Origin of the sequence: Serratia sp. 2880STDY5682894 (genome assembly GCF_001537385.1) — a bacterium.
Taxonomy (GTDB): domain Bacteria; phylum Pseudomonadota; class Gammaproteobacteria; order Enterobacterales; family Enterobacteriaceae; genus Serratia; species Serratia nevei.
The window spans coordinates 14,620-33,088 of record NZ_FCJA01000005.1 but is presented as its reverse complement, the minus strand read 5'-3'; the positions used below and the strand labels follow the sequence as shown (position 1 = coordinate 33,088).

Sequence of the window (18,469 nt, the reverse complement as noted above, 5' to 3'; positions counted from 1 at the left end):
CACCTCACCTGAAATTTTCAAGGGCATTAAGTAAGATATCTATCTCATCTTCACTGTTATACGCATGAACGGATGCACGAACGACTGACTCCAGCCCACGATTTCGCATGTCAATGAATGTCGAACTAAATCGAGAACATGAGACATTAATTCGACGTGGTTGAGCCGATAGGTATTCCTTAACAGATTCAGCTGTTTTATTTTTAACTGTAAATGTAACTATTCCTGATAGATTATCTCCTTTATCCTGTAACTGAACGTGCGTTATACATTTCAGGCCTAAGCGAAGTTGCTTAGCCAACTTAAAAATTCTTTGCGTTACTTTATCCTGCCCTAACGAAAGCGCATATTTCGCGGCAGCCCCCAGGCCAAGCCTGTCAGCGATATTTGCCTCCCAGCATTCGAATCGTCGGGCTCCCTCGCTAATATGATAACTCTGCTCATCTATAAGTCTTGCAGCATGGTGATCAAGCCACACCGGTTCAATATTCGAACTCAGGGTGCTGTCCATCCATAAAAAACCCGTACCGCGTGGAGCTCGCAGGTATTTACGCCCTGAGGCTGTTAACACGTGGCACCCAATTTTTTGGACATCAAGTTGTAAATGTCCAATACCCTGGCAAGCATCAAGGAAAAACCACACGCCAGCATCACGAGCAAGGGCGCCCATTTTTTCTACCGGCTGTATTGGTCCCCCATGAGTTCCCAGTATTGGGAGGCTGATTAATCTGACCCGAGGGTTGCCAAGGGCATATTGTAATTGCTTCAGACAAACAGCCCCCTCCTCATCCGCTTCCAGAATGTTGATCTGAATGCCATCACGTTTTTGTCGTTGCAGGTAAGGTATATAATTACCTGCATATTCAGTGGTCGAAGTCAGGATGATATCTCCAGGGCGCAAGGGAAGAGAGTAGAATGCGATGTCCCAGGCCCGGGTAGCATTTTCCACAAGCGCGATATCTGCAGGCTTTGCCTGGATCATTTTCGCCAGATAACCATATATATCACTAAGCCATTGGCGCTCACTCTCTGCGGCTTCATACCCACCGAGGGTAATTTCTTTTAAATAGTGTTCATGCACAGCCTGTATAACCGGGACAGGCATTAAGCTTGCTCCTGCATTGTTAAAATGAATAACATGCTCAGTCCCTGGCGTGTCAGCGCGGAGTTGTGCCAGACTTAACGTCATGGTTATTCTCCTCTTTTTTCAGGCTTACCATATACCCGGATTGATACGGAACGGGAAGAAATTCCTGATGCATACGACGGAATGTGTCATCAGGGGCCAGGTCCGCGAATAATTGTGGATGTATCCATCTGGCGAGTTGCTGGATGGCAATAACGTCATACGGGCTGTTGTAGAACTGATGCCAGATGGCGAAAAATGCGCTATTACGGCGGGCAGTGCTATCTGCATAAGCTGGACGGGTGGTGAACCATGCCAGCTTACGCCTGGACTCCTCGATATTGACGCCCGGTCCGAGAGGGATCCACCTTCCGCCAGGAACGAAGGCCTGAAAATTCCCGCTGGTGAGTATGACGACATCAGGATTTGCAGCTATCACCTTTTCAGGATTTAGCGTAAAAAATGAACCGGGAGCAAGATTGGCTGCGATATTGTCTCCTCCGGCTAATTTAACAAAACGCCCAAAACTCCCCTTTCCAAAGGTCATACAGCATTCTTCTGAATAACCTCCAAGACGTTCTAAAAATACCTTTGGCAATGGCTTCTGTAATTTTAAAGTCCTGGATATGACGCGTTGTAACTCACTATCGCGAAACTTTAAATAGGCTTCAGAGCGTTCCGATTGACCAAATAACTCGCCAAATAGTTTCACTGTAGGAGGAATATGTGCAATAGGGTCATACCGAAAATCCACATAGACAATTGGGATACCCGCACTGGCAAGTGCGGCTTCATACCCTGAGTCAACAATGGCATTTCGCGCATCCATATTCATGATGATGACGTCAGGTTTCAAATTAATAGCCTGTTCGATATCGAAGGTCCCTTGCTCGCTGCCTCCAAATGTCGGGATTTTCTCCAGTTGTGGAAACTGTTGCCGGTACTGCTGCCATGTTGCCGGATCTGACTGTATTAAATCTTTCCGCCAGGCCACTATCCTCTTGGCAGGATTTTCTTTATCAAGCATTGCGACCAGATACAGTTGGCGCCCTTCCCCAAGGATGACACGCTGTACCGGTAATTTGATGTTAACGGTTCGGCCAAGGAGATCGGTTACAGGCGTCACCGTCTGTTCAGCATGAGCAACTGATGAGGTTAACAATACAATAAAGAGCACAAGTCGTAATATCATTTTTCATAACCTATTTTCTTGTTGAATTCCCTTGAAGAACGGCTGATTTTTAACGTAATCATTAAAGTCATGGAATACATGACCACAACGCAAAGAAACAACGCTGACAACCCCGGCCAGAGAAGGACTACGCCCCCCAAAGCAATACCTATGATGGAGGCGAACTGGCTGATGCTCTGGACCACCCCCAATATATACCCTTGCATACCTTCGGCTGTTGTGCGCGAAATTAATGCGGTAAGCACAGGCGTGGTTGCGCCAAGGAGAATTCCCCATAAAAAATAAAGCCCGATAAACCAGCTGGTTTCCCTTACTGTAGCCAGCAGCAGTGTTACCAGGATACATCCCATGATGATCCCCACCATTCGGTAGAGCGTGCTGGCTATATCGTGCGCTTCAAACCATCTTGCCCAGAGAGACGCTGATACAATCACTCCCGTAGCCTGTAATCCATAAGCTAATCCTGTTAGCCAATTAGGGGCATTGAACACCGTGCTGACATAAAGAGAAAAAGGCGTTTGCGTAATCATGCGGCTCATTAATAACAAGCCAAGAACCGTCAGTAAGCCAACAATGACGCCATTGTTGATTCCAGTTGGAGTCCTTTTCTTATCTTTTGAATGAACAGCTGAAGTAGACGAGACTCCATGAGGAGCATCAGCAGGTAATATGAAAAGAACAATCAGTGCACATAGCGTACAAATAATGAATGCGCTGACGTTTATCCAGAAGAAACTCAGTAGATCGAGAATGGCTCCCCCGATAATCGCCCCTGCCAAAGAGCCTGCGTTGGTCGACACCTGCAACCAGGCAAAAAGTCTCGTACGCTGTGCCGCTGGCACCATTGCAATACCATAGGCCTGCGCCGGCGCAATATAACCCGCACAGGTACCCTGTAAAAAACGTAAAATAAGCACCAGCCAGACGTCATTGGCGAAAGCAAGCCCAAGTTGCGTTAATGCCAGGCCCATCAGTGCGCGGATCATCATGACTTTATTGCCCGTTTTGTCGCCTACCCGCCCCCAGAATGTGCTGGTTAGCATAACGCCAAGCATCGGTGCTATATACACCCCTGTGCCAGCGATGCTCAGTAGTTCTGTGGACGTCATGCTTTCGATATGAAGCGGCCAAAAAGGGCCGCTCATTTCCATCGCTCCCATCGAAAGCAGTTGCACGATAAACAGAAACTGGACAATAAAAGTCACACTGCCCGTTACGCGCATCCTCATTCCCTCCTTATCGTTGGCCAATCGGCGGGGAGCGGGGAGCGGGCAATCTTCCCTCCCATATACTCGCAACACCAGTAATAGATTTCTTCTATATATGGTGTTGGCACCTTGAGCCTCTGGCCGATTAAAACCAGCAGGCTTAAACCGCAGCCAATATCTTCCCGAAAGACCCGATGGTTTTTGTCAAAAATAAAAGTGTCGGATCGCCCTTCGCGGATCAGAGGCAGCGGGATCCCCTCATAGGCCTTATTCGTTCGTAAAATACTGAGGAGTGTTCTGGGGTCAGAAATTGAGTCACCGTATGCCTCGACTATTTCCTGCTTCAATGGCTGCACAGAGCTGAGATCGATACCCAGTGAAAGTTCGGCAGCTTTACATAAGGCCTGATTTTCCTCATCACAGCGAGCAAGGAAATAAGCACCGAGTTCAGGGCAATCACTCCACCAACACGGAATATGATTGAAAGCATGCCCGTGCCACTGCCCCCATGGGCCGATGAGGCCATAAATGACGGAACTGTGCATGATTGGATTTCCTGGTGTAAGGGTAATCTCCAGATAATTAGACAGCAGAGTGACGGGAGCCTCATAAAGCTGCCTCAGATAATCAAGCAGAATATCGGTATTCTCAGGTGTTTCCCGGCGATGAACAGCCACGTACAACTGTGATTTCTCCCCCCCTATCCTGACACTTTTTCCGGGTACAAGATCAAACGCAATATGGGGGACATCTTTCATGCCCCATATAACAATATTCGATAAGCCTCCAAATGCTTTTTCTGCCAGCCAGTCAAATCCGCCAAAACCGGGAATGGCTCCGACGAAGACCTGCTTATGCCGGGGCAGCGCTGGCGCGATGCTTTGAAGCACGCTTTCGCGTACATGGCTTGGGGCAGTAATGATAATGAGATCTGCAGCGGCGCAGGCTTCATCGACTGACGCCGTCATCCTGACGGCAGAGGCTTTTATGACATTTGCGTCAGGCATGATCGCATGCAACTGAGCGCCACTGCCTTGATATGCGGTGACAGTTTCTGGCCGGCTAGTGTAAAGAGTTACTGCAACTGCGGGATTTTGACTGAATAAAATGGCAGCAAGGTGGCCCGTACGGCCGGCCCCACATATTGTTACCCTTAACTTCTCGCCTGAGAACATTATTCTCCCTCCTGAACAGAAGAGAGTGCAAACCAGCCATCAAGTTTCTCCCAGACTTGCTCGGAGAGAAGATCCCGTTCTTTGAGCCACTCCTCATTGAAGATCGTATTTAGATATTTTTCACCGCCATCTGCAATAACGAGAGCCACATTCCCCCGAATCGTTCCATTATTGATAAATTCCAACGCTTTATATATTGCACCACCGGTAGAACCGCCAACAAGCAGCCCGAAACGGCGCGCAAGATAGCGTGCAGTTTCAAAAGCGCAGACGTCGGAAACCTGTTCACCATAATCAATGCAGCTGTAATCCAGAACTAATCCGACGGTGTCTCCTTCCGGTGTGCCGGTCCCTGATTGATAATAGGGTTTTCCTGGCTTGCCAAATACGATAGAGCCTTCTGGCTCTACCGCGATCGTAACTGTATCCGGATTATGAACCTTGAGGCCATGCGCTATCCCTGTCATCGAACCGCCAGTGCCAACACATCCAATCCACGCGTCGACTTTGCCAATCTGGCAGATAATTTCACGCACCAGGTCTGCATATCCACCGGCATTGGCCGCATTATCTGATTGGTTCATGAAAACTGCGCCGGGTATTTCACCTGCAATTTCAGCCGCCATACGCTGTCGTTCCACAACCGCGACTTCATTTTCACCATAATTACCCTTAACGTAACGAATATCTGCTCCCAGAGCTCGCATGATGGTAATTTTATCCTGAGCGGCATGATGGTCCACCACTGCAATAAATTTAAGCCCAAATTCGATAGCCGCAATGGCCAGGCCGATCCCCGTATTTCCTGATGATGATTCAACAATCGTCCCACCTGGTTGGATCCGCCCTGATTTCAGCGCCGCAACAATCATATTTCTGGCCATGCGATCTTTCATGCTCCCGCCAGGATTGTTCTTCTCCACTTTGATATAAAGACGAGAGTCAGATTGCGCCAGCGGTAATTGAATGACGGGAGTATTGCCAATCAAATCAGTTACTTTTCTGAAGATCATTTTACAACTCCTTAATTGTCAACGGTAAAAATGAGGTTTTGGCGCGAGCTCATGACAGCGGTCAGTCTTGTGGGGAGCGGGTGCCGGTGGAACTGGTTTTCCAGTAAATCCATTTGGTAACCAGCGGTATTGGCAAATATCAGCAAGTCGCCCGGTTCAGGCAGGTGCTTGAATGCAATCAGACGGTTAGTTATAACGTCCTCGTCAAGGCAACTATGACCCGCAATCCATGCTTTCGCAGCAGGAGATGGCTCATGAGAATTCTGACGAATATGAAGCGGATCGCTTAAGAATTCAGAGTTAAACCACGTTTCGCATGCACTGAAGCTACTTCCCTCGACAAAAATAACGTATCCGGAATCACCGTGAGGCCGGACTCGACATACACGAAAAACACTTATGGCGCTCTGGTTGGCCAGACTTCTTCCGGGCTCGACACACAGCGTTAATCCTTCATCGATTAATGCATCGCAGACTCTTTTACCCACAGGGCCCGCGCCGCCAAGAAACTGAGTGAGCCAGTGCTCAGCGTTTATATCACCACCATAGGGATAGAAAGCATCCGGGACCCGTCGAGTACGATAGTTTTCCTGCGTCTGTGAGGATAGCCATGCCTTATAGCAATTCCCCTCTACATACTGAACGGGCAACCCTCCCCCGATATCGATAATGCATGGGGAATGGCCAAGACTACGGGCGCAGGCAATCAACGGTAATGTGTCAAAAAAAGCGTTAACCCTGGATACGGGCGAGTAGCCACTAAGATGGAAATGGAAGCCATCGATTTTTAATGGATTACAGGTCTCGAGTTTCTGAAGCACGGCACTCACTTCACTGGATGACATACCAAAACGGCTGGTATGGCTGAACGCGGGGCGAAGGCGCAGTAGTATACTGATTCGGCCTGTCGGGCTTTTCCAGCATTTAGCTACTTCCATGAGATCGTCCATTTCCTCGACTGAATCCACGACAATCCGCGCCCCCTGCAGAATTAACTCCTGCAAAAAACGTATTGTTTTTGCAGGACCGGTGGCACACAAATCGGTGCCTCTGCATCCAGCGCGGATAGCATCGTTGAGCTCATGCAGGCTGGATACATCAGCCCCTGTTCCGGCAGCGACGGCAGCCTGTAATAACGACTGTGATTTATTGACTTTAACGCCATAATAAAATTTCGCTTCAATACCAAATCCCGCCGTAATAGCAGCCATCGCATTGAAATTATTCTCCACGGTATGCGGCCAAACAATATTGAGCGGAGAACCGTAAATTTCTGATAAGCGAACAAGAGTATCAGGGGACGTCTCTAACCATCGGGCAATAACAGGATCCACATAGGGGGGTAATTCTCTGGCAGGGCTTACCCGCCATGAAGTGGTTTCCCGGCAATAGGTATTTAACAGCGAAGCCATATTAAATCCTCTCAGAAATCAATGGTTACCGATGCAAGGAAGGTGCGTGGCGCTCCCTGCGCAATGGTGCTGTATGACGCCACGCCAGCCCAATAATGGCGATCTAACACGTTCTGAACATCAAAGCGGAAAGTTGCCGGTGTACCGTACACACGCGTTTTATAGGCAGCCCCCATATCTACCGTTGTCCAAGAACGGATAGACTGCGTATTCGCCTGATTGACGTACTGCTTCCCGCTGTAATTAACATGACTGTTCAGGGACAATCCCCGTAGGACAGGGAGGTCATATTCCACACCCGCGTTTGCTTGTACCGGGGAGACGCCAACGGGTTTGTTACCACGAACGCCGGTGGAGGGAGATTTGGTGAGCTCAGCATCAATCAGGGAAAGGCTTCCTGACATTCGCAAATTATCAAGAGGTTTATGGGAGATATTCAGTTCAATTCCTCGGTTCCGCTGCTCGCTATTGGAATTGAATGTATTGTTACTGTCGATTGCACCACTCGGCTTCGTGATCTGGAAAAGAGCAAGACTGTTTTGGATTCCCGCCTCATCGTATTTAATGCCCACTTCGTATTGACGCGATCGGTATGGACGCATCACCTGACCTGCGTTTTGTGCCGTACCAGGGGCAACATCACCTTTGCTGAGCCCCTCAATGTAGTTGGCATACAGCGAAACGGGTTTCCAGGGACGGTAAACCAGGCCAAGCATCGGAGTGACGGCAGAGTCATCATAGGTGGATGAACGATCGCCATTAGCGGCGAAGTTATCGGCACGAACCCTTTGGAGACGCACGCCTGGCGTGATGTCAACACGTCCATCCAGTACGGTCATTGTGTCTGCAAGCGCGAGACCACTTAACTGGCTGGAGGAGGTTTTTGATACTCTGGCTGGCGCAGAAGGCAGGGTGACATCAACGTCTGACGGGGAATAAATATTGGAATCTACCGTTTGCCCCCAAGTGCTGGCGATTGCGAGGCGATCATGGTAATAACTGACCTGCAGCGTCGCCTGATGATCAATGGAACCGGTTGAAAAATAACTTCTTGCGCCAGCTTCTAAAGTATAACGATTCACCTTAAAGCGGAAATTAGTAATCGTCGAGACGACATCCCCTTTGTCGTTAATAATATTAGGGGTTTGCTCTGATATGCGTGAAACCATAGAGCGCCCACCGCCTGCATTCGCAAAAACGGTCACGTTGTCATTAATATCGTATTCTGTGTGTAGCAATGCCCCCTGATCCCGGATTTTCCACCACATCCCCTTTTGTGCGATGTTTGTCTTACCATCAGGAGCATCCGGAACATCAATGCCTGCAGCGACAGTGAAGGGGCGATTTGGGGATTTGACTCGCTGATATTGATCAAGCAGGTCAAGGGAAGCCCTCACCCCTCCGTTCCCATAATCGAGAGCAAGCGCGCCTAATGCCGTATTTTTATAGGCATTGTCGAGTGCCAAATCGCCACCACTACCGCCACCGTTAAAACGGATTCCCCACACCTCACCGTCCGGGGTAACCCACAATTTACCGACATCGACGTATGCACCGAGTTGGTTGTTGGACTCCCAGGTGGTGGTGAGTCGTTTAATATCCTGAGCTGTAGCCCTTTTAGTCACTGCGTTGATGACACCGCCAACCCCTCCATTCGGGGACATCCCATAGAGCCCCGCGCCCGGCCCCTTCAGTAACTCTATTCGTTCGAGATATTGCGGCAATAATTGATAATTTGGTGCCACACCATAGACACCATTGAGTGCCACTTCACCGGTATTGCCTTCACCAATAGGGAATCCACGGATCATGAAAGAATCCAGGATCCCGCCTGAAGGAGAGGTAACCCGCACGGATGAATCATTTTTTATAACATCGCCGAGAGATTTAGCCTGCCTGTCTTCAATGTATCGCGAGGTATATCCCTTGATACTGAATGGCGTATCATGAATGACTTTACTTCCTAATAAGCCAATGTTGGCTTGTTTGGATAGTTCATCTTCAGTTTGTGTAACAGCACTGTCGGCGGTAACGACAACGGTATCTTCCGCGTTCGCAATATAAGGAATTAAAATTTCTACAACAGCCAAAACCAGAAACTTCTTTCTACGATTCATAACCATTATCTCGAGTCCCAGAGTTACCGGCGTATCAATCAGCTAAAGGATTATTAAGGCCGTGCTGAAGTCGATAATCAGTATATTGTTGTAAATGCATGCTCATTAATGAGCGGGTATACCAGGGATGGTTCATAAAATGCTCGCGTTCCTGATGCCAGAAGCTGTCATCTAGCCTTGGGTGAAGTTCTTTAAATACACGGTCAAGTTCTTCGCCAATAACTTTCCACATACGGTTATCTTGGATGCAATAGAAGTGAGTCAGGCAAAGGGCGATTTCATGTAAATGACTGACAAGGCAAGCATCCACGACGAAGGTTCTGACGGGTTCAATATCATCTTCAAACACCGTGGGTAAAATGCCAGGCCAGATATAAGGCTTGAGTTCGTAACCTTGCTTACGGAGTGCCGGGGCCCAGCTGCGGCCATCGCCGAAGTCACGGATAAGCATGGCCACAGCGCGGCCGGAATCATCAAATAAAACCTGCGTATTTTGTTGGTGTGCTTCAAGCGCCACGCCATAAATCAAATACATAGCCAAGACCGGTTTCAGTATGATCCGGGTGTAATGACGAAACCATGTCTCAGGCGTGTATCCTGACAAGGCAATCAGCTCACTGATAAGGGGATCGGATTTATGCGGGAGGGCGGTAAATAGCGATGCAACCGTGATAGCCAATGAATTATCGTTTCTTTTCCACGCATCCGTACTACGAAACACGACGGAGAGAAACTTACCCTCAGCGTCATCCATACGATCTTTATGACGGAAGTGCCATGCGGCATCTTCCCGGAAAAAGTCGAGTTTGCCGTCAAAACCCTGCTCCACATCCAGGATATCCTCAATAATCGTACTAATACGCGGCCCCATGTGAATGGATTTAGCCTGGAGGCTACGCATCTCACTGGTCATCCATATAGCAACGGGCAATTTTATAAAAGGCAATGCCGGGGCCGTCGGAAGCATAGTTCTGAACGACATTGAGGGTGCGGTTTCAATTTCGGGACCAAATGGCAAAAGAATGCCTTCGTCTATTTCTTTGGCGAAATGACCCAAGACCCAATGTTCAAGATGCCAGGGGTGAAGGGGAATGGGCAGCCATTCTTGAGGGTTGTGATGTTGACTTTCGAGCCAGGCGCACCATTCACTCCAGACGCCAGGAAAGGCCGATGACAGCCATTGATGGGTATCCTGAACATGAGGCATCTTCTCGCAATAAACCATGTCGGCCTGTATGGCTCCCATGCGAAGAATGACTCGGGCTCCAAATTCGGCGGACAGGGCCTCGATGTCTTCATCGTTTAATCCAGGCCGGGACTTCCAGGTAGGATAATAAGGGTGGCCTTCCAGAGATCCCCACTGGTCCAGGAGAGTCGCCCCCTCTCTCAAACTGTGATGGCGTCTTATCCATTTAACAAAATAAGACTCCCCCTCTTTCTCCATGTCTTTAGTAATGCTATTCCGCCATTTTGACCGATGCGCTCTGGCCAGCCGGTCATTATGGATACTGTTAGCAACATCTTTATTGAATTTAGCTATACCCTCAGCCGAAGGGCTGAAACTAAATTCATTTTTCAGGACGTCGATCAGTTGTTCATGTGACAGAATCGGTGTTTTGCTCCCGTCGGCTGCCTCGAGGATAATATCACCACGATTAATAACACTATTCGCCGGAAAAACCGCCGTTAGATTTAGCCGAAGGGTATATTCTCCATCAGAGAGGCGGTAATTAACCCTACTTTTATCATCGAAAATCTCAAGTTTCTTTTCATCAAGTAGTTTTTCCGAAAAAAGACAACGAATTATTCGAGAGAGTGCGTTACGAGCCGAAAAATCAGGTTGTGTTGAAAGTGCCTGTCTCGCAAAGCCATTCTCCTCTGCCAGCTCCATCATATTTTCTCCCAAAGTAAGAGGGTTGAAACGATTAGGCGTAAATTGAGAACCTTAAGATCAACGTGATATTTCATTGCTCTCTCAGGTTCCTTGAAAACTTTCAGTCACTACGCTACCATCAAAATAAATTCATGTAAATGATAATCAATATCATTCTCATAACTGTAATCCATGATGAGAGAATCAATTTATATCAATTACTTAGGCGGACAAGGTATGAGTATAGAGATTAGCTATTTGTTTATCCCTGCTAATAAAGAGGTAATGTTTTCGAAGGCGTTGGCCAGTGGTACCGATGCGATCATTATTGATCTTGAAGATGCTGTTCATCCGAACGAAAAGCCCCTTGGGCGTGATAACGTTCTGAGTTGGCTACATAAAATTAATAAGAGCAGCGTTAAAACCGGAATATATATCCGGATAAATCATCCAAACGACAAGGAATTTGATGACGACATCAGTTTACTCAATTCATTAAATAAGCCATTGATTACGGGTGTGATGGTGCCAAAACTGGAATGCAGTGAAACGATAAACCATTTGAAGTCGAGGCTTAATGCCGGAATATCAAGGCTACCCTTTATCGGCATCATAGAAACGGCGCGAGGATTGTATCACTGTGAGAGTATAGCCTGTAGCGGTGTGGTCAGATTAGCGTTCGGCTCTTTAGATTATTCGCACGATATTAATTGTCTGCAAACACCTGAGGCACTTCTCTATGCGAGAAGTCGTATCGTGGTGGCTTCACGGCTTGCCAACCTACCGCCCCCTATTGATTGCGTCACCCCCGAATTTTGTACGCCCGAAACGTTGTTAACGGATTGCTGCCATGCCCGATCTCTTGGATTCAGTGCGAAATTATGTATTCATCCGGATCAAGTCGATGTGGTTGCCAAAGCATTTAGCCCTACTGAGGAACAAATTAAATGGGCTGAAGAAGTGTTAAAACAGTCCAGAGAGAGTTATGCATTCCAGATCGGAGGTTCGATGGTAGATTTACCTTTAATAAAACAGGCGGCCCGTTTAATGGACAATAAATAAATCAGAATGGACATATTAGCAACCCACTCAAATAATATTAATCATAATTATTATTTGAGTGGTTATAGATAAACTCTCTCTATATATATTTAACCGTTCGATATCATTTAACGTCAGGCCAAAGCATTTGCCCCGGAGAGAGTGTCCGACAAGCAAAGAGTAGCCTTCCAGTAAGGAGCCCGAGTCTGCGATAGAGGCGCTGCATTTCGCACAAACCAGGCATGTTGTCACAACGCTCATTTTGGTAAGATTTTCTTATGAATTCATGATAGCATCGGGTAACACTATTACGCTGGCAAGGATGTCAGAGGGACTGAAATCATAGGGACGAAGATGCAGACTGCTATGCAAAGCAATCCCCCCGAAATTACACTATCAGCACTGAGCCATCTGGCCTTTTGTGCTCTTGTTGGGCTGGGTATTGCTCGCCAGGAAGGCGTTGCCAGTACGCCGTTGACTGAACATCTGTTTTTGGTTCGTTGGTTGGCTACGGCTCAAAAACAAAAGCGGTTTCCAAAATGTGTTGCCATTGATATTGCACTCCTGCTTGAGCAGGGACGGAGAAAAGGCCCCGCCAGCAAGCTGCGTGAAAAACTGCAATACCTGTGGCGATCCTGCACTGACCCCCTCATCACCCAATCGGACTTATTTCGACTCACCTATGTTACCGAGAAACTGAGAGAGCAAGGTTGGAAAAACTTCATCATGGACAGCCACATCTGGAAAGATGAACGCTTTTCTGCATCTTCTGCACCCAATGAGTTTTACACGGAAGAAAATACGTTAAGAGCAGCGTTCTCCGATAATGGTGAGTTAACCAATACTTTAGAGTTACGCATCATTGGAGATGTTGAATCACTCTTGGCGCTAATGGCCCAATCAGCTATTTCTGCAAAGCTGATTGAGAGAGGCGAGCTCTTCCATCGGGTCGTGCTGTTTCCCCAATAAGCACTTATATCCAATCACGCAGCCCTGCACGCTCGGCTGAGTCGTGCCACAATGGCCAGCGCCAGTGTAAAGAAAATTAGCCGCCTTGCCGCCAATGATGCAGCAGCCGCTCGAGATAATGTGGAAAAAAGTCTATTACTACGGGAGGATCACGCAGGATAACAAACAGATTACCGAAGGAATGCTTTTTTCTTGCCGGGAGAATACAGGCAACCCACCTTGCGAAGTGGTCTATACTCCATAGACAAGTAAGCTTTTATTACCAAAGAGACATAACAAGAAGAGGCCCATTAAGAGGCCCTTGCAATCTTCAATTATGTTCCATCAACCCCATCCCATAGTGGATACATTATGGGATGCGTACCCTATTTTTTAGGCGCGGAACAAAGCCTCTCTGGCATCCTGCCGTTATACATGACAAGGTTGCCATCATCTAACTTTGCAAGTTTCAGCACATAGAGTCGTTTGTTAACACCCAGAAAAAATTTTTTCACCTCGCCTAAGGAGAAGTTATCTCATCTAAGATAATTAGGCTATCGATTAAGAACCTCATAATCGCTCTATTAGACCCACTCTTAGTTCGGTACATAGCCGAAACATCAGCATCTTCCCATCCTTCTTGCCATTGATGGCATAGTAGCAAGTCAGGCCTTTATATCAGCGCAATCGCCTTACGCGGGGTAGCCGCTCCTCTTTGAGAGCCCATTGGCATTGAGTCGATGTTCACTAAACGCGCAACACATTTTGTATATGGCATGAACACTTCTTGTCCTATCACTTAACGCTCACAGGGGGCGAATTCTATTGATTCAGGATGAGAACGACGAAGTAAGGGAACCTCTTCCTCAGGCCCCCCCCTGCTCATTCACTCAACAAGCAGCTATGAACAAGCATTCAACCCATTGAATTAAAATGTAAAAAAAGAAGTATAATAAACTGATTTCATAATTTCACTTTTAATTTCATTTTTTCAAAATACCCCCTGATTCTAATATCACGTTATTTCACCTTCTCAGCGCCTATTTTAGGGTTATTCTAAGCAACGAACACCCGATCCCGGAAATGCAAAACGAACGCAGGCTGGCACATACACCAGAAAATCAGATGAGAATCCATACGATGGGTAGCCGCTTCAGGCGATCGTTTTCATGGCGTCGAGACTCAGGGATATCGGATTTTTACTTAGGAATAATCATTAAAACCACATGCAAGCTTTCATAGGGATTTTCATGGAAAGAAATACGCCCGTAGCCTTTACCTGATGTGCTACCCAATTCTAAACGGGCATTTAAAAATTCGGTATTTCTGGCCCGTACACATTTTAATTAAATTTAATTCGTGAAGCTTACTTATAAGAAAAAGGCAGCCTGGTTGCTATAAGCGACCCTATCTGCAGCCGTATTTCTGGGTATTATTCTCATTATACTGGAGCTTATTAATGAATCAGCGTTTGGATATCATCGGCATTGGCCTTGGCCCGTCGAATCTTAGCCTGGCGGCCTTAGGAAGTGAAATAGAGGGGTTTACGGGGCAATTCCTGGAGCGCAAACCTCATTTCTCCTGGCACCCAGGGATGATCCTGGCGGATTGCAGCATGCAGACCAACTTTTTAAAAGATTTGGTGAGCGCGGTAGCCCCCACCAATCGCTACAGCTTTCTCAACTATCTGGTAAAAAACAGAAAGTTCTATCGTTTTCTGACGACGGAGCAGCGCACCGCATCGCGTGAAGAGTTCGCCGATTACCTCACCTGGGCCGCCGGCGGGATGGACTCGTTGGCGTTTAACCAAGACGTTCAGCAGATCGAGTTCGACGATCGGCAGCGCCAGTTCGTGGTGACCACCTCGAATAAGGTCTTCCACGCCAAACACGTCAGCATTGGTATAGGCAAGAAAATAAAGTTGCCGGATTGCGTGACGGCGCAAAGCGATCGCTGTTTCCACGCCAGCGAAATGATGCTGCGCAACCCCGATCTGACCGGCAAACGCGTGGCGATCGTCGGCGGCGGCCAGAGCGGCGCCGATCTGTTCCTGAATATTTTTAAAGGGGAATGGGGGCAGCCGGACCAGCTCGACTGGATATCGCGCCGCAACAATTACAACGCGCTCGATGAAGCGGCCTTTGCCAACGAATACTTCACGCCCGATTACGTCGAGAGCTTTTACTCGCTGGATAGCGCAGCCAAGCGGCATATGCTGGCCGAACAGAAGATGACCTCAGACGGCATCACCAGTGAGTCGCTGCTGGCGATTTATCGCGCCATGTACCACCGCTTCGATGTTCTGCGCGAGAAATTATGGGTGCGCCTGCTGCCCAGCCGTTCGCTGACGGCCGTGAAACACACGCTGGATAACGCCTACCAACTCGAAACGCGTCATCATCTCGATCACGGTGAAGAAGCCTTCAAGGCGGACGTGGTGATCTTTGCCACCGGTTATCAGACGGCCACGCCAGAGTTCCTTGAACCTTTGGCCCATCGCCTGCTGACCACTGCGGATGGCGAATACCGCATCGCCCCAGACTTTACCTTTGAGTGGGAAGGCCCGGCGGAGAACTGCTTATTCGCCATGAACGCCAGTATGCACAATCACGGCATCGCCGATCCGCAGTTGAGCCTGATGGCGTGGCGATCGGCCCGGATTCTTAATCGGGCGTTAGACCGCAAGCCATTTGATCTGGGAACCACGCCGACGGCCATTCAATGGCGCAGTGAAAGCGTGCCACACGCGTTTTAAATACAAGAACGTCTTAATCATTGTCACTACGCTTTGATGGAATTACGGATATGAAAAGACAAGTCATTAAATTTATTACGAAGCAGCTGGCCATATTGGCTCCCGAATTCAAGGCCAGATTGCTCTACAAAAAAGCATTTGGCAAACCGTTAAACTTGCAGGCGCCGTCCACCTGGAATGAAAAGATCAATCACCTGAAGTTGAATGGCTATAGTCACAATGCGTTGGTGAAGCAGTGTGCAGATAAATACGCGGTAAGACAGTACATCAAAGATCAAGGGTGCGAAGAGATCCTTAATGAATTGTACTTTGCCTGCGATTCAGTAAACGATATTCCGTGGGACGCATTACCGGATAAGTTTGTGATCAAAGGGAATCACGGTTCCGGGTATAACCTGATTTGCCAGAATAAAAAATTGCTGAATATCAAGAGCGCCAAAAAATTGATCGATGGCTGGATGAAAGACGATTATTGGAAAACCTATGTAGAGCTCAACTACAAAGGGATACAAAAAAAGATCATTGGGGAGAAATATATCGAATCGGCCAATGGTCACGGGCCTGAAGACTATAAAATCTATTGTTTCCGCGGTGTGCCCTACTGCACGTTGCTGTGTGTCGGCAGAGATACCGGGTCGCCGAAGTATTACTTCTTTGACAAAGATTTCAAGTTTCTGTGCTACAGCGATGACTGCCTGGCCTTGAGCCAGGAAGAAATAGACGCCTTCGTGAAGCCAGAAGGCTACGATGAGCTGTTTGACTACGCCTCACGCTTGTCCGCACCCTTCGAGTTTGTTCGCGTTGATTTCTACATCTCCAAAGGCCGGATCATTTTCGGCGAATTGACCTTTACCCCCTCCGCCGGGCTGGATACGGATATCCTGCCGCCAACCGATGTTTTGCTTGGCGAGATGTTGACGTTGCAACAGCACTGATTTTCACCTGGCCCCACGGTGAAGATCGGCCACGCCTGAGCAGAAATACCGGCCGGCACGTTTGCCGCCTGCCGGTCGGTATTGCCTTGAGGGTTATCGGGCCGAGGCTCTCGCCTGTTCTTCCGCCGTGACGGCAACATCTCCGCCTCCCGCCGTTGGCTATCCGCACCAGCCCCAAGGGCAATATCTCAGCAAAGGCTGCATAACCATTTGAAAAACAATGGCATTGAGCGATTAATAAGAATCACTTACATATTTATAATAAAATGTTCTATATGTATAGGAAGCTATAATATAAGATACCGGAAAGTTTCCCTGGTGTTGTTGTGTGTCTTTGCCCTATTTTATAGGGCTTTTTTTGCTAAACATCGTTGATAATCGTGTGTTTTCACCCTTCTTCGCCGTTTACTCACCCACAAAAACCATAACCATTTCTAATTAATTGTAATCCTTCTTATTCCTGACTTATCAATAATAACAAGGGGTTGCTATTAACCCGGCAAAGCAACTGGCGGCCCTATCTGGGCTTCGGCCGCACTTCGCCGTCGGAATGCCCGCCCTAAAGGTAGGTTTTGCCGGCCCCGAACGGATGCTACTATCGGCCTTTTACAAGGATGTTGATCCGCATGTTCTTGTCCAACCGGCATTTTATCTCCGCGCTTCTGGCGCTCGCCATCGGCCTTTGGCTGCCGGGCTCCGTGCTGGCCAGGCCCGACCTGGAACGCAAGATCGGCACTACCGTTGCCGATAGCGATTCTGCAGATTACCGTTTCAGCGATCTGCGCTTCACCTCCGCCGACGGCCAACGGCATTACCGCGTTCGCATCGCCCAGCCGCGCCAGGCCCCTGCGCCTGACGGCTATCCAACGGTTTATTTCCTCGACGGCAATGCGGTGCTGATGGGATTGACCCCCGCCTTGCTGGCCAAATTGGCGGCGGCGAAGCGGCCGCCGGTGCTGGTGATGATCGGCTATGACAACGATCTGCGCATCGATGCCGCCGGCCGCGCCTACGACTATACGCTCCCTCTGCCGGCGGGCCTGAAGCAACCGCCGCGGGGCGGCGGGGGCGCGGATGCGTTCCTGCAATTGATTGAAACTCGGATCAAACCGGCGATCGCCGCCAAACTGGCGGTCGATCCGCAGCGGCAAACGCTGTGGGGTCACTCCTATGGCGGGCTCTTCGTGCTGCACACGTTGTTCACTCATCCCACCGCCTTCCAACGCTACATCGCCGTGGAACCCTCGCTGTGGTGGGGCAACGGCATGATCCTGCAAGAAGCGCAGCAGATGATGGCGCGACGCCCGGCGCCGGTGGCGAGGCTGCAACTGTGGGTTGGCCTGGCGGAACGCGATCGTGCGACTCCGCCCGGCGTGAAGAGCCCCGCTCTGCCGGCGGACGCAACGCGTTTATTGGCCGAACATTTGGCACAGCTCGACGGTCTCGCCGTCGGCTATCGGGAGTGGCCTGCCTTAGGACACGGCGCCATGCTGGATGCCGCCATCGAGCCGGCGCTGAGCAGCGTCATAACAGAGAACTAAATCAGCGGATCAGAAGGTATCGGCCACATTTTCATCTGCGGCGCATATCTTCTGATGAGAAGAGTGTTTAATATCTGAGACAGCGAGTGGCGGGCGCGGGTGGGCGCGTCAAAAAACAAAGTGGCTCCCCCGT

At 48.8% G+C, this 18,469-nt stretch carries 13 protein-coding genes; 5 read left to right on the top strand and 8 right to left on the bottom strand.

The features are described 5' to 3' along the window. Positions 1–4: 4 nt before the first annotated feature. The 8 genes from AWX27_RS12805 to AWX27_RS12770 are packed head-to-tail and all read right to left on the bottom strand — an operon-like array spanning position 5 to position 11,137. Positions 5–1,189 (bottom strand): aminotransferase class V-fold PLP-dependent enzyme, encoded by a 1,185-nt coding sequence (locus tag AWX27_RS12805; protein WP_060422638.1) that lies wholly within the window; start codon positions 1,187–1,189, stop codon positions 5–7. Then, positions 1,158–2,318 (bottom strand): ABC transporter substrate-binding protein, encoded by a 1,161-nt coding sequence (locus tag AWX27_RS12800; protein ID WP_060422633.1) that lies wholly within the window; start codon positions 2,316–2,318, stop codon positions 1,158–1,160. Before AWX27_RS12800 ends, AWX27_RS12805 begins: the two co-directional genes overlap by 32 nt. Continuing rightward, complete coding sequence (locus AWX27_RS12795) at positions 2,315–3,541, bottom strand: MFS transporter (protein ID WP_060422630.1); 1,227 nt, start codon at positions 3,539–3,541, stop codon at positions 2,315–2,317. Before AWX27_RS12795 ends, AWX27_RS12800 begins: the two co-directional genes overlap by 4 nt. Positions 3,542–3,543: 2 nt before the next feature. Next, positions 3,544–4,701: an NAD/NADP-dependent octopine/nopaline dehydrogenase family protein gene (locus AWX27_RS12790; RefSeq protein ID WP_060422625.1), complete on the bottom strand. Its 1,158-nt coding sequence runs from the start codon at positions 4,699–4,701 to the stop codon at positions 3,544–3,546. Continuing rightward, positions 4,701–5,714 carry a PLP-dependent cysteine synthase family protein gene (locus AWX27_RS12785; RefSeq protein ID WP_060422622.1) on the bottom strand — a complete coding sequence of 338 codons (1,014 nt, stop codon included), beginning with the start codon at positions 5,712–5,714 and terminating at the stop codon, positions 4,701–4,703. Before AWX27_RS12785 ends, AWX27_RS12790 begins: the two co-directional genes overlap by 1 nt. Before the next feature lie 11 nt (positions 5,715–5,725). After that, positions 5,726–7,126, bottom strand: a complete 1,401-nt coding sequence (locus tag AWX27_RS12780; RefSeq protein WP_060422618.1) for a Y4yA family PLP-dependent enzyme — start codon at positions 7,124–7,126, stop codon at positions 5,726–5,728. Between the two features lie 11 nt (positions 7,127–7,137). After that, positions 7,138–9,243 carry a TonB-dependent receptor gene (locus tag AWX27_RS12775; RefSeq protein WP_060423105.1) on the bottom strand — a complete coding sequence of 702 codons (2,106 nt, stop codon included), beginning with the start codon at positions 9,241–9,243 and terminating at the stop codon, positions 7,138–7,140. Between the two features lie 34 nt (positions 9,244–9,277). Beyond that, entirely contained in the window at positions 9,278–11,137 is a 1,860-nt protein-coding gene (locus AWX27_RS12770; protein ID WP_060422613.1) for an IucA/IucC family protein, read from the bottom strand. Positions 11,138–11,353: 216 nt separating this feature from the next. Between AWX27_RS12770 and AWX27_RS12765 the strand changes: the two genes are divergently transcribed. From AWX27_RS12765 to AWX27_RS12745, 5 genes are all read left to right on the top strand, one after another. Then, the gene (locus tag AWX27_RS12765; protein WP_060423102.1) at positions 11,354–12,178 is read left to right on the top strand and encodes an HpcH/HpaI aldolase/citrate lyase family protein; all 825 of its coding nucleotides are present in this window, start codon (positions 11,354–11,356) and stop codon (positions 12,176–12,178) included. Between the two features lie 345 nt (positions 12,179–12,523). Next, on the top strand, positions 12,524–13,126 hold the full coding sequence (locus AWX27_RS12760) for a DUF2913 family protein (RefSeq protein ID WP_158524203.1): 603 nt from the start codon (positions 12,524–12,526) through the stop codon (positions 13,124–13,126). Positions 13,127–14,564: 1,438 nt separating this feature from the next. After that, entirely contained in the window at positions 14,565–15,860 is a 1,296-nt protein-coding gene (locus AWX27_RS12755; RefSeq protein WP_060422606.1) for a lysine N(6)-hydroxylase/L-ornithine N(5)-oxygenase family protein, read from the top strand. A gap of 50 nt (positions 15,861–15,910) precedes the next feature. Next, the gene (locus AWX27_RS12750) at positions 15,911–16,795 is read left to right on the top strand and encodes an ATP-grasp fold amidoligase family protein (protein WP_060422602.1); all 885 of its coding nucleotides are present in this window, start codon (positions 15,911–15,913) and stop codon (positions 16,793–16,795) included. Between the two features lie 626 nt (positions 16,796–17,421). Beyond that, entirely contained in the window at positions 17,422–18,336 is a 915-nt protein-coding gene (locus AWX27_RS12745; protein ID WP_060423099.1) for an alpha/beta hydrolase, read from the top strand. Positions 18,337–18,469: the final 133 nt, after the last annotated feature.

What these genes read in the sequence shown, in the direction of transcription:
- AWX27_RS12795 (WP_060422630.1), bottom strand. Translation starts at nt 3,541, where the DNA reads ATGCGCGTAACGGGCAGTGTGACTTTTATTGTCCAGTTTCTGTTTATC.
- AWX27_RS12805 (WP_060422638.1), bottom strand. Translation starts at nt 1,189, where the DNA reads ATGACGTTAAGTCTGGCACAACTCCGCGCTGACACGCCAGGGACTGAG.
- AWX27_RS12800 (WP_060422633.1), bottom strand. Translation starts at nt 2,318, where the DNA reads ATGATATTACGACTTGTGCTCTTTATTGTATTGTTAACCTCATCAGTT.
- AWX27_RS12755 (WP_060422606.1), top strand. Translation starts at nt 14,565, where the DNA reads ATGAATCAGCGTTTGGATATCATCGGCATTGGCCTTGGCCCGTCGAAT.
- AWX27_RS12785 (WP_060422622.1), bottom strand. Translation starts at nt 5,714, where the DNA reads ATGATCTTCAGAAAAGTAACTGATTTGATTGGCAATACTCCCGTCATT.
- AWX27_RS12790 (WP_060422625.1), bottom strand. Translation starts at nt 4,701, where the DNA reads ATGTTCTCAGGCGAGAAGTTAAGGGTAACAATATGTGGGGCCGGCCGT.
- AWX27_RS12750 (WP_060422602.1), top strand. Translation starts at nt 15,911, where the DNA reads ATGAAAAGACAAGTCATTAAATTTATTACGAAGCAGCTGGCCATATTG.
- AWX27_RS12765 (WP_060423102.1), top strand. Translation starts at nt 11,354, where the DNA reads ATGAGTATAGAGATTAGCTATTTGTTTATCCCTGCTAATAAAGAGGTA.
- AWX27_RS12745 (WP_060423099.1), top strand. Translation starts at nt 17,422, where the DNA reads ATGTTCTTGTCCAACCGGCATTTTATCTCCGCGCTTCTGGCGCTCGCC.
- AWX27_RS12760 (WP_158524203.1), top strand. Translation starts at nt 12,524, where the DNA reads ATGCAAAGCAATCCCCCCGAAATTACACTATCAGCACTGAGCCATCTG.
- AWX27_RS12770 (WP_060422613.1), bottom strand. Translation starts at nt 11,137, where the DNA reads ATGATGGAGCTGGCAGAGGAGAATGGCTTTGCGAGACAGGCACTTTCA.
- AWX27_RS12775 (WP_060423105.1), bottom strand. Translation starts at nt 9,243, where the DNA reads ATGAATCGTAGAAAGAAGTTTCTGGTTTTGGCTGTTGTAGAAATTTTA.
- AWX27_RS12780 (WP_060422618.1), bottom strand. Translation starts at nt 7,126, where the DNA reads ATGGCTTCGCTGTTAAATACCTATTGCCGGGAAACCACTTCATGGCGG.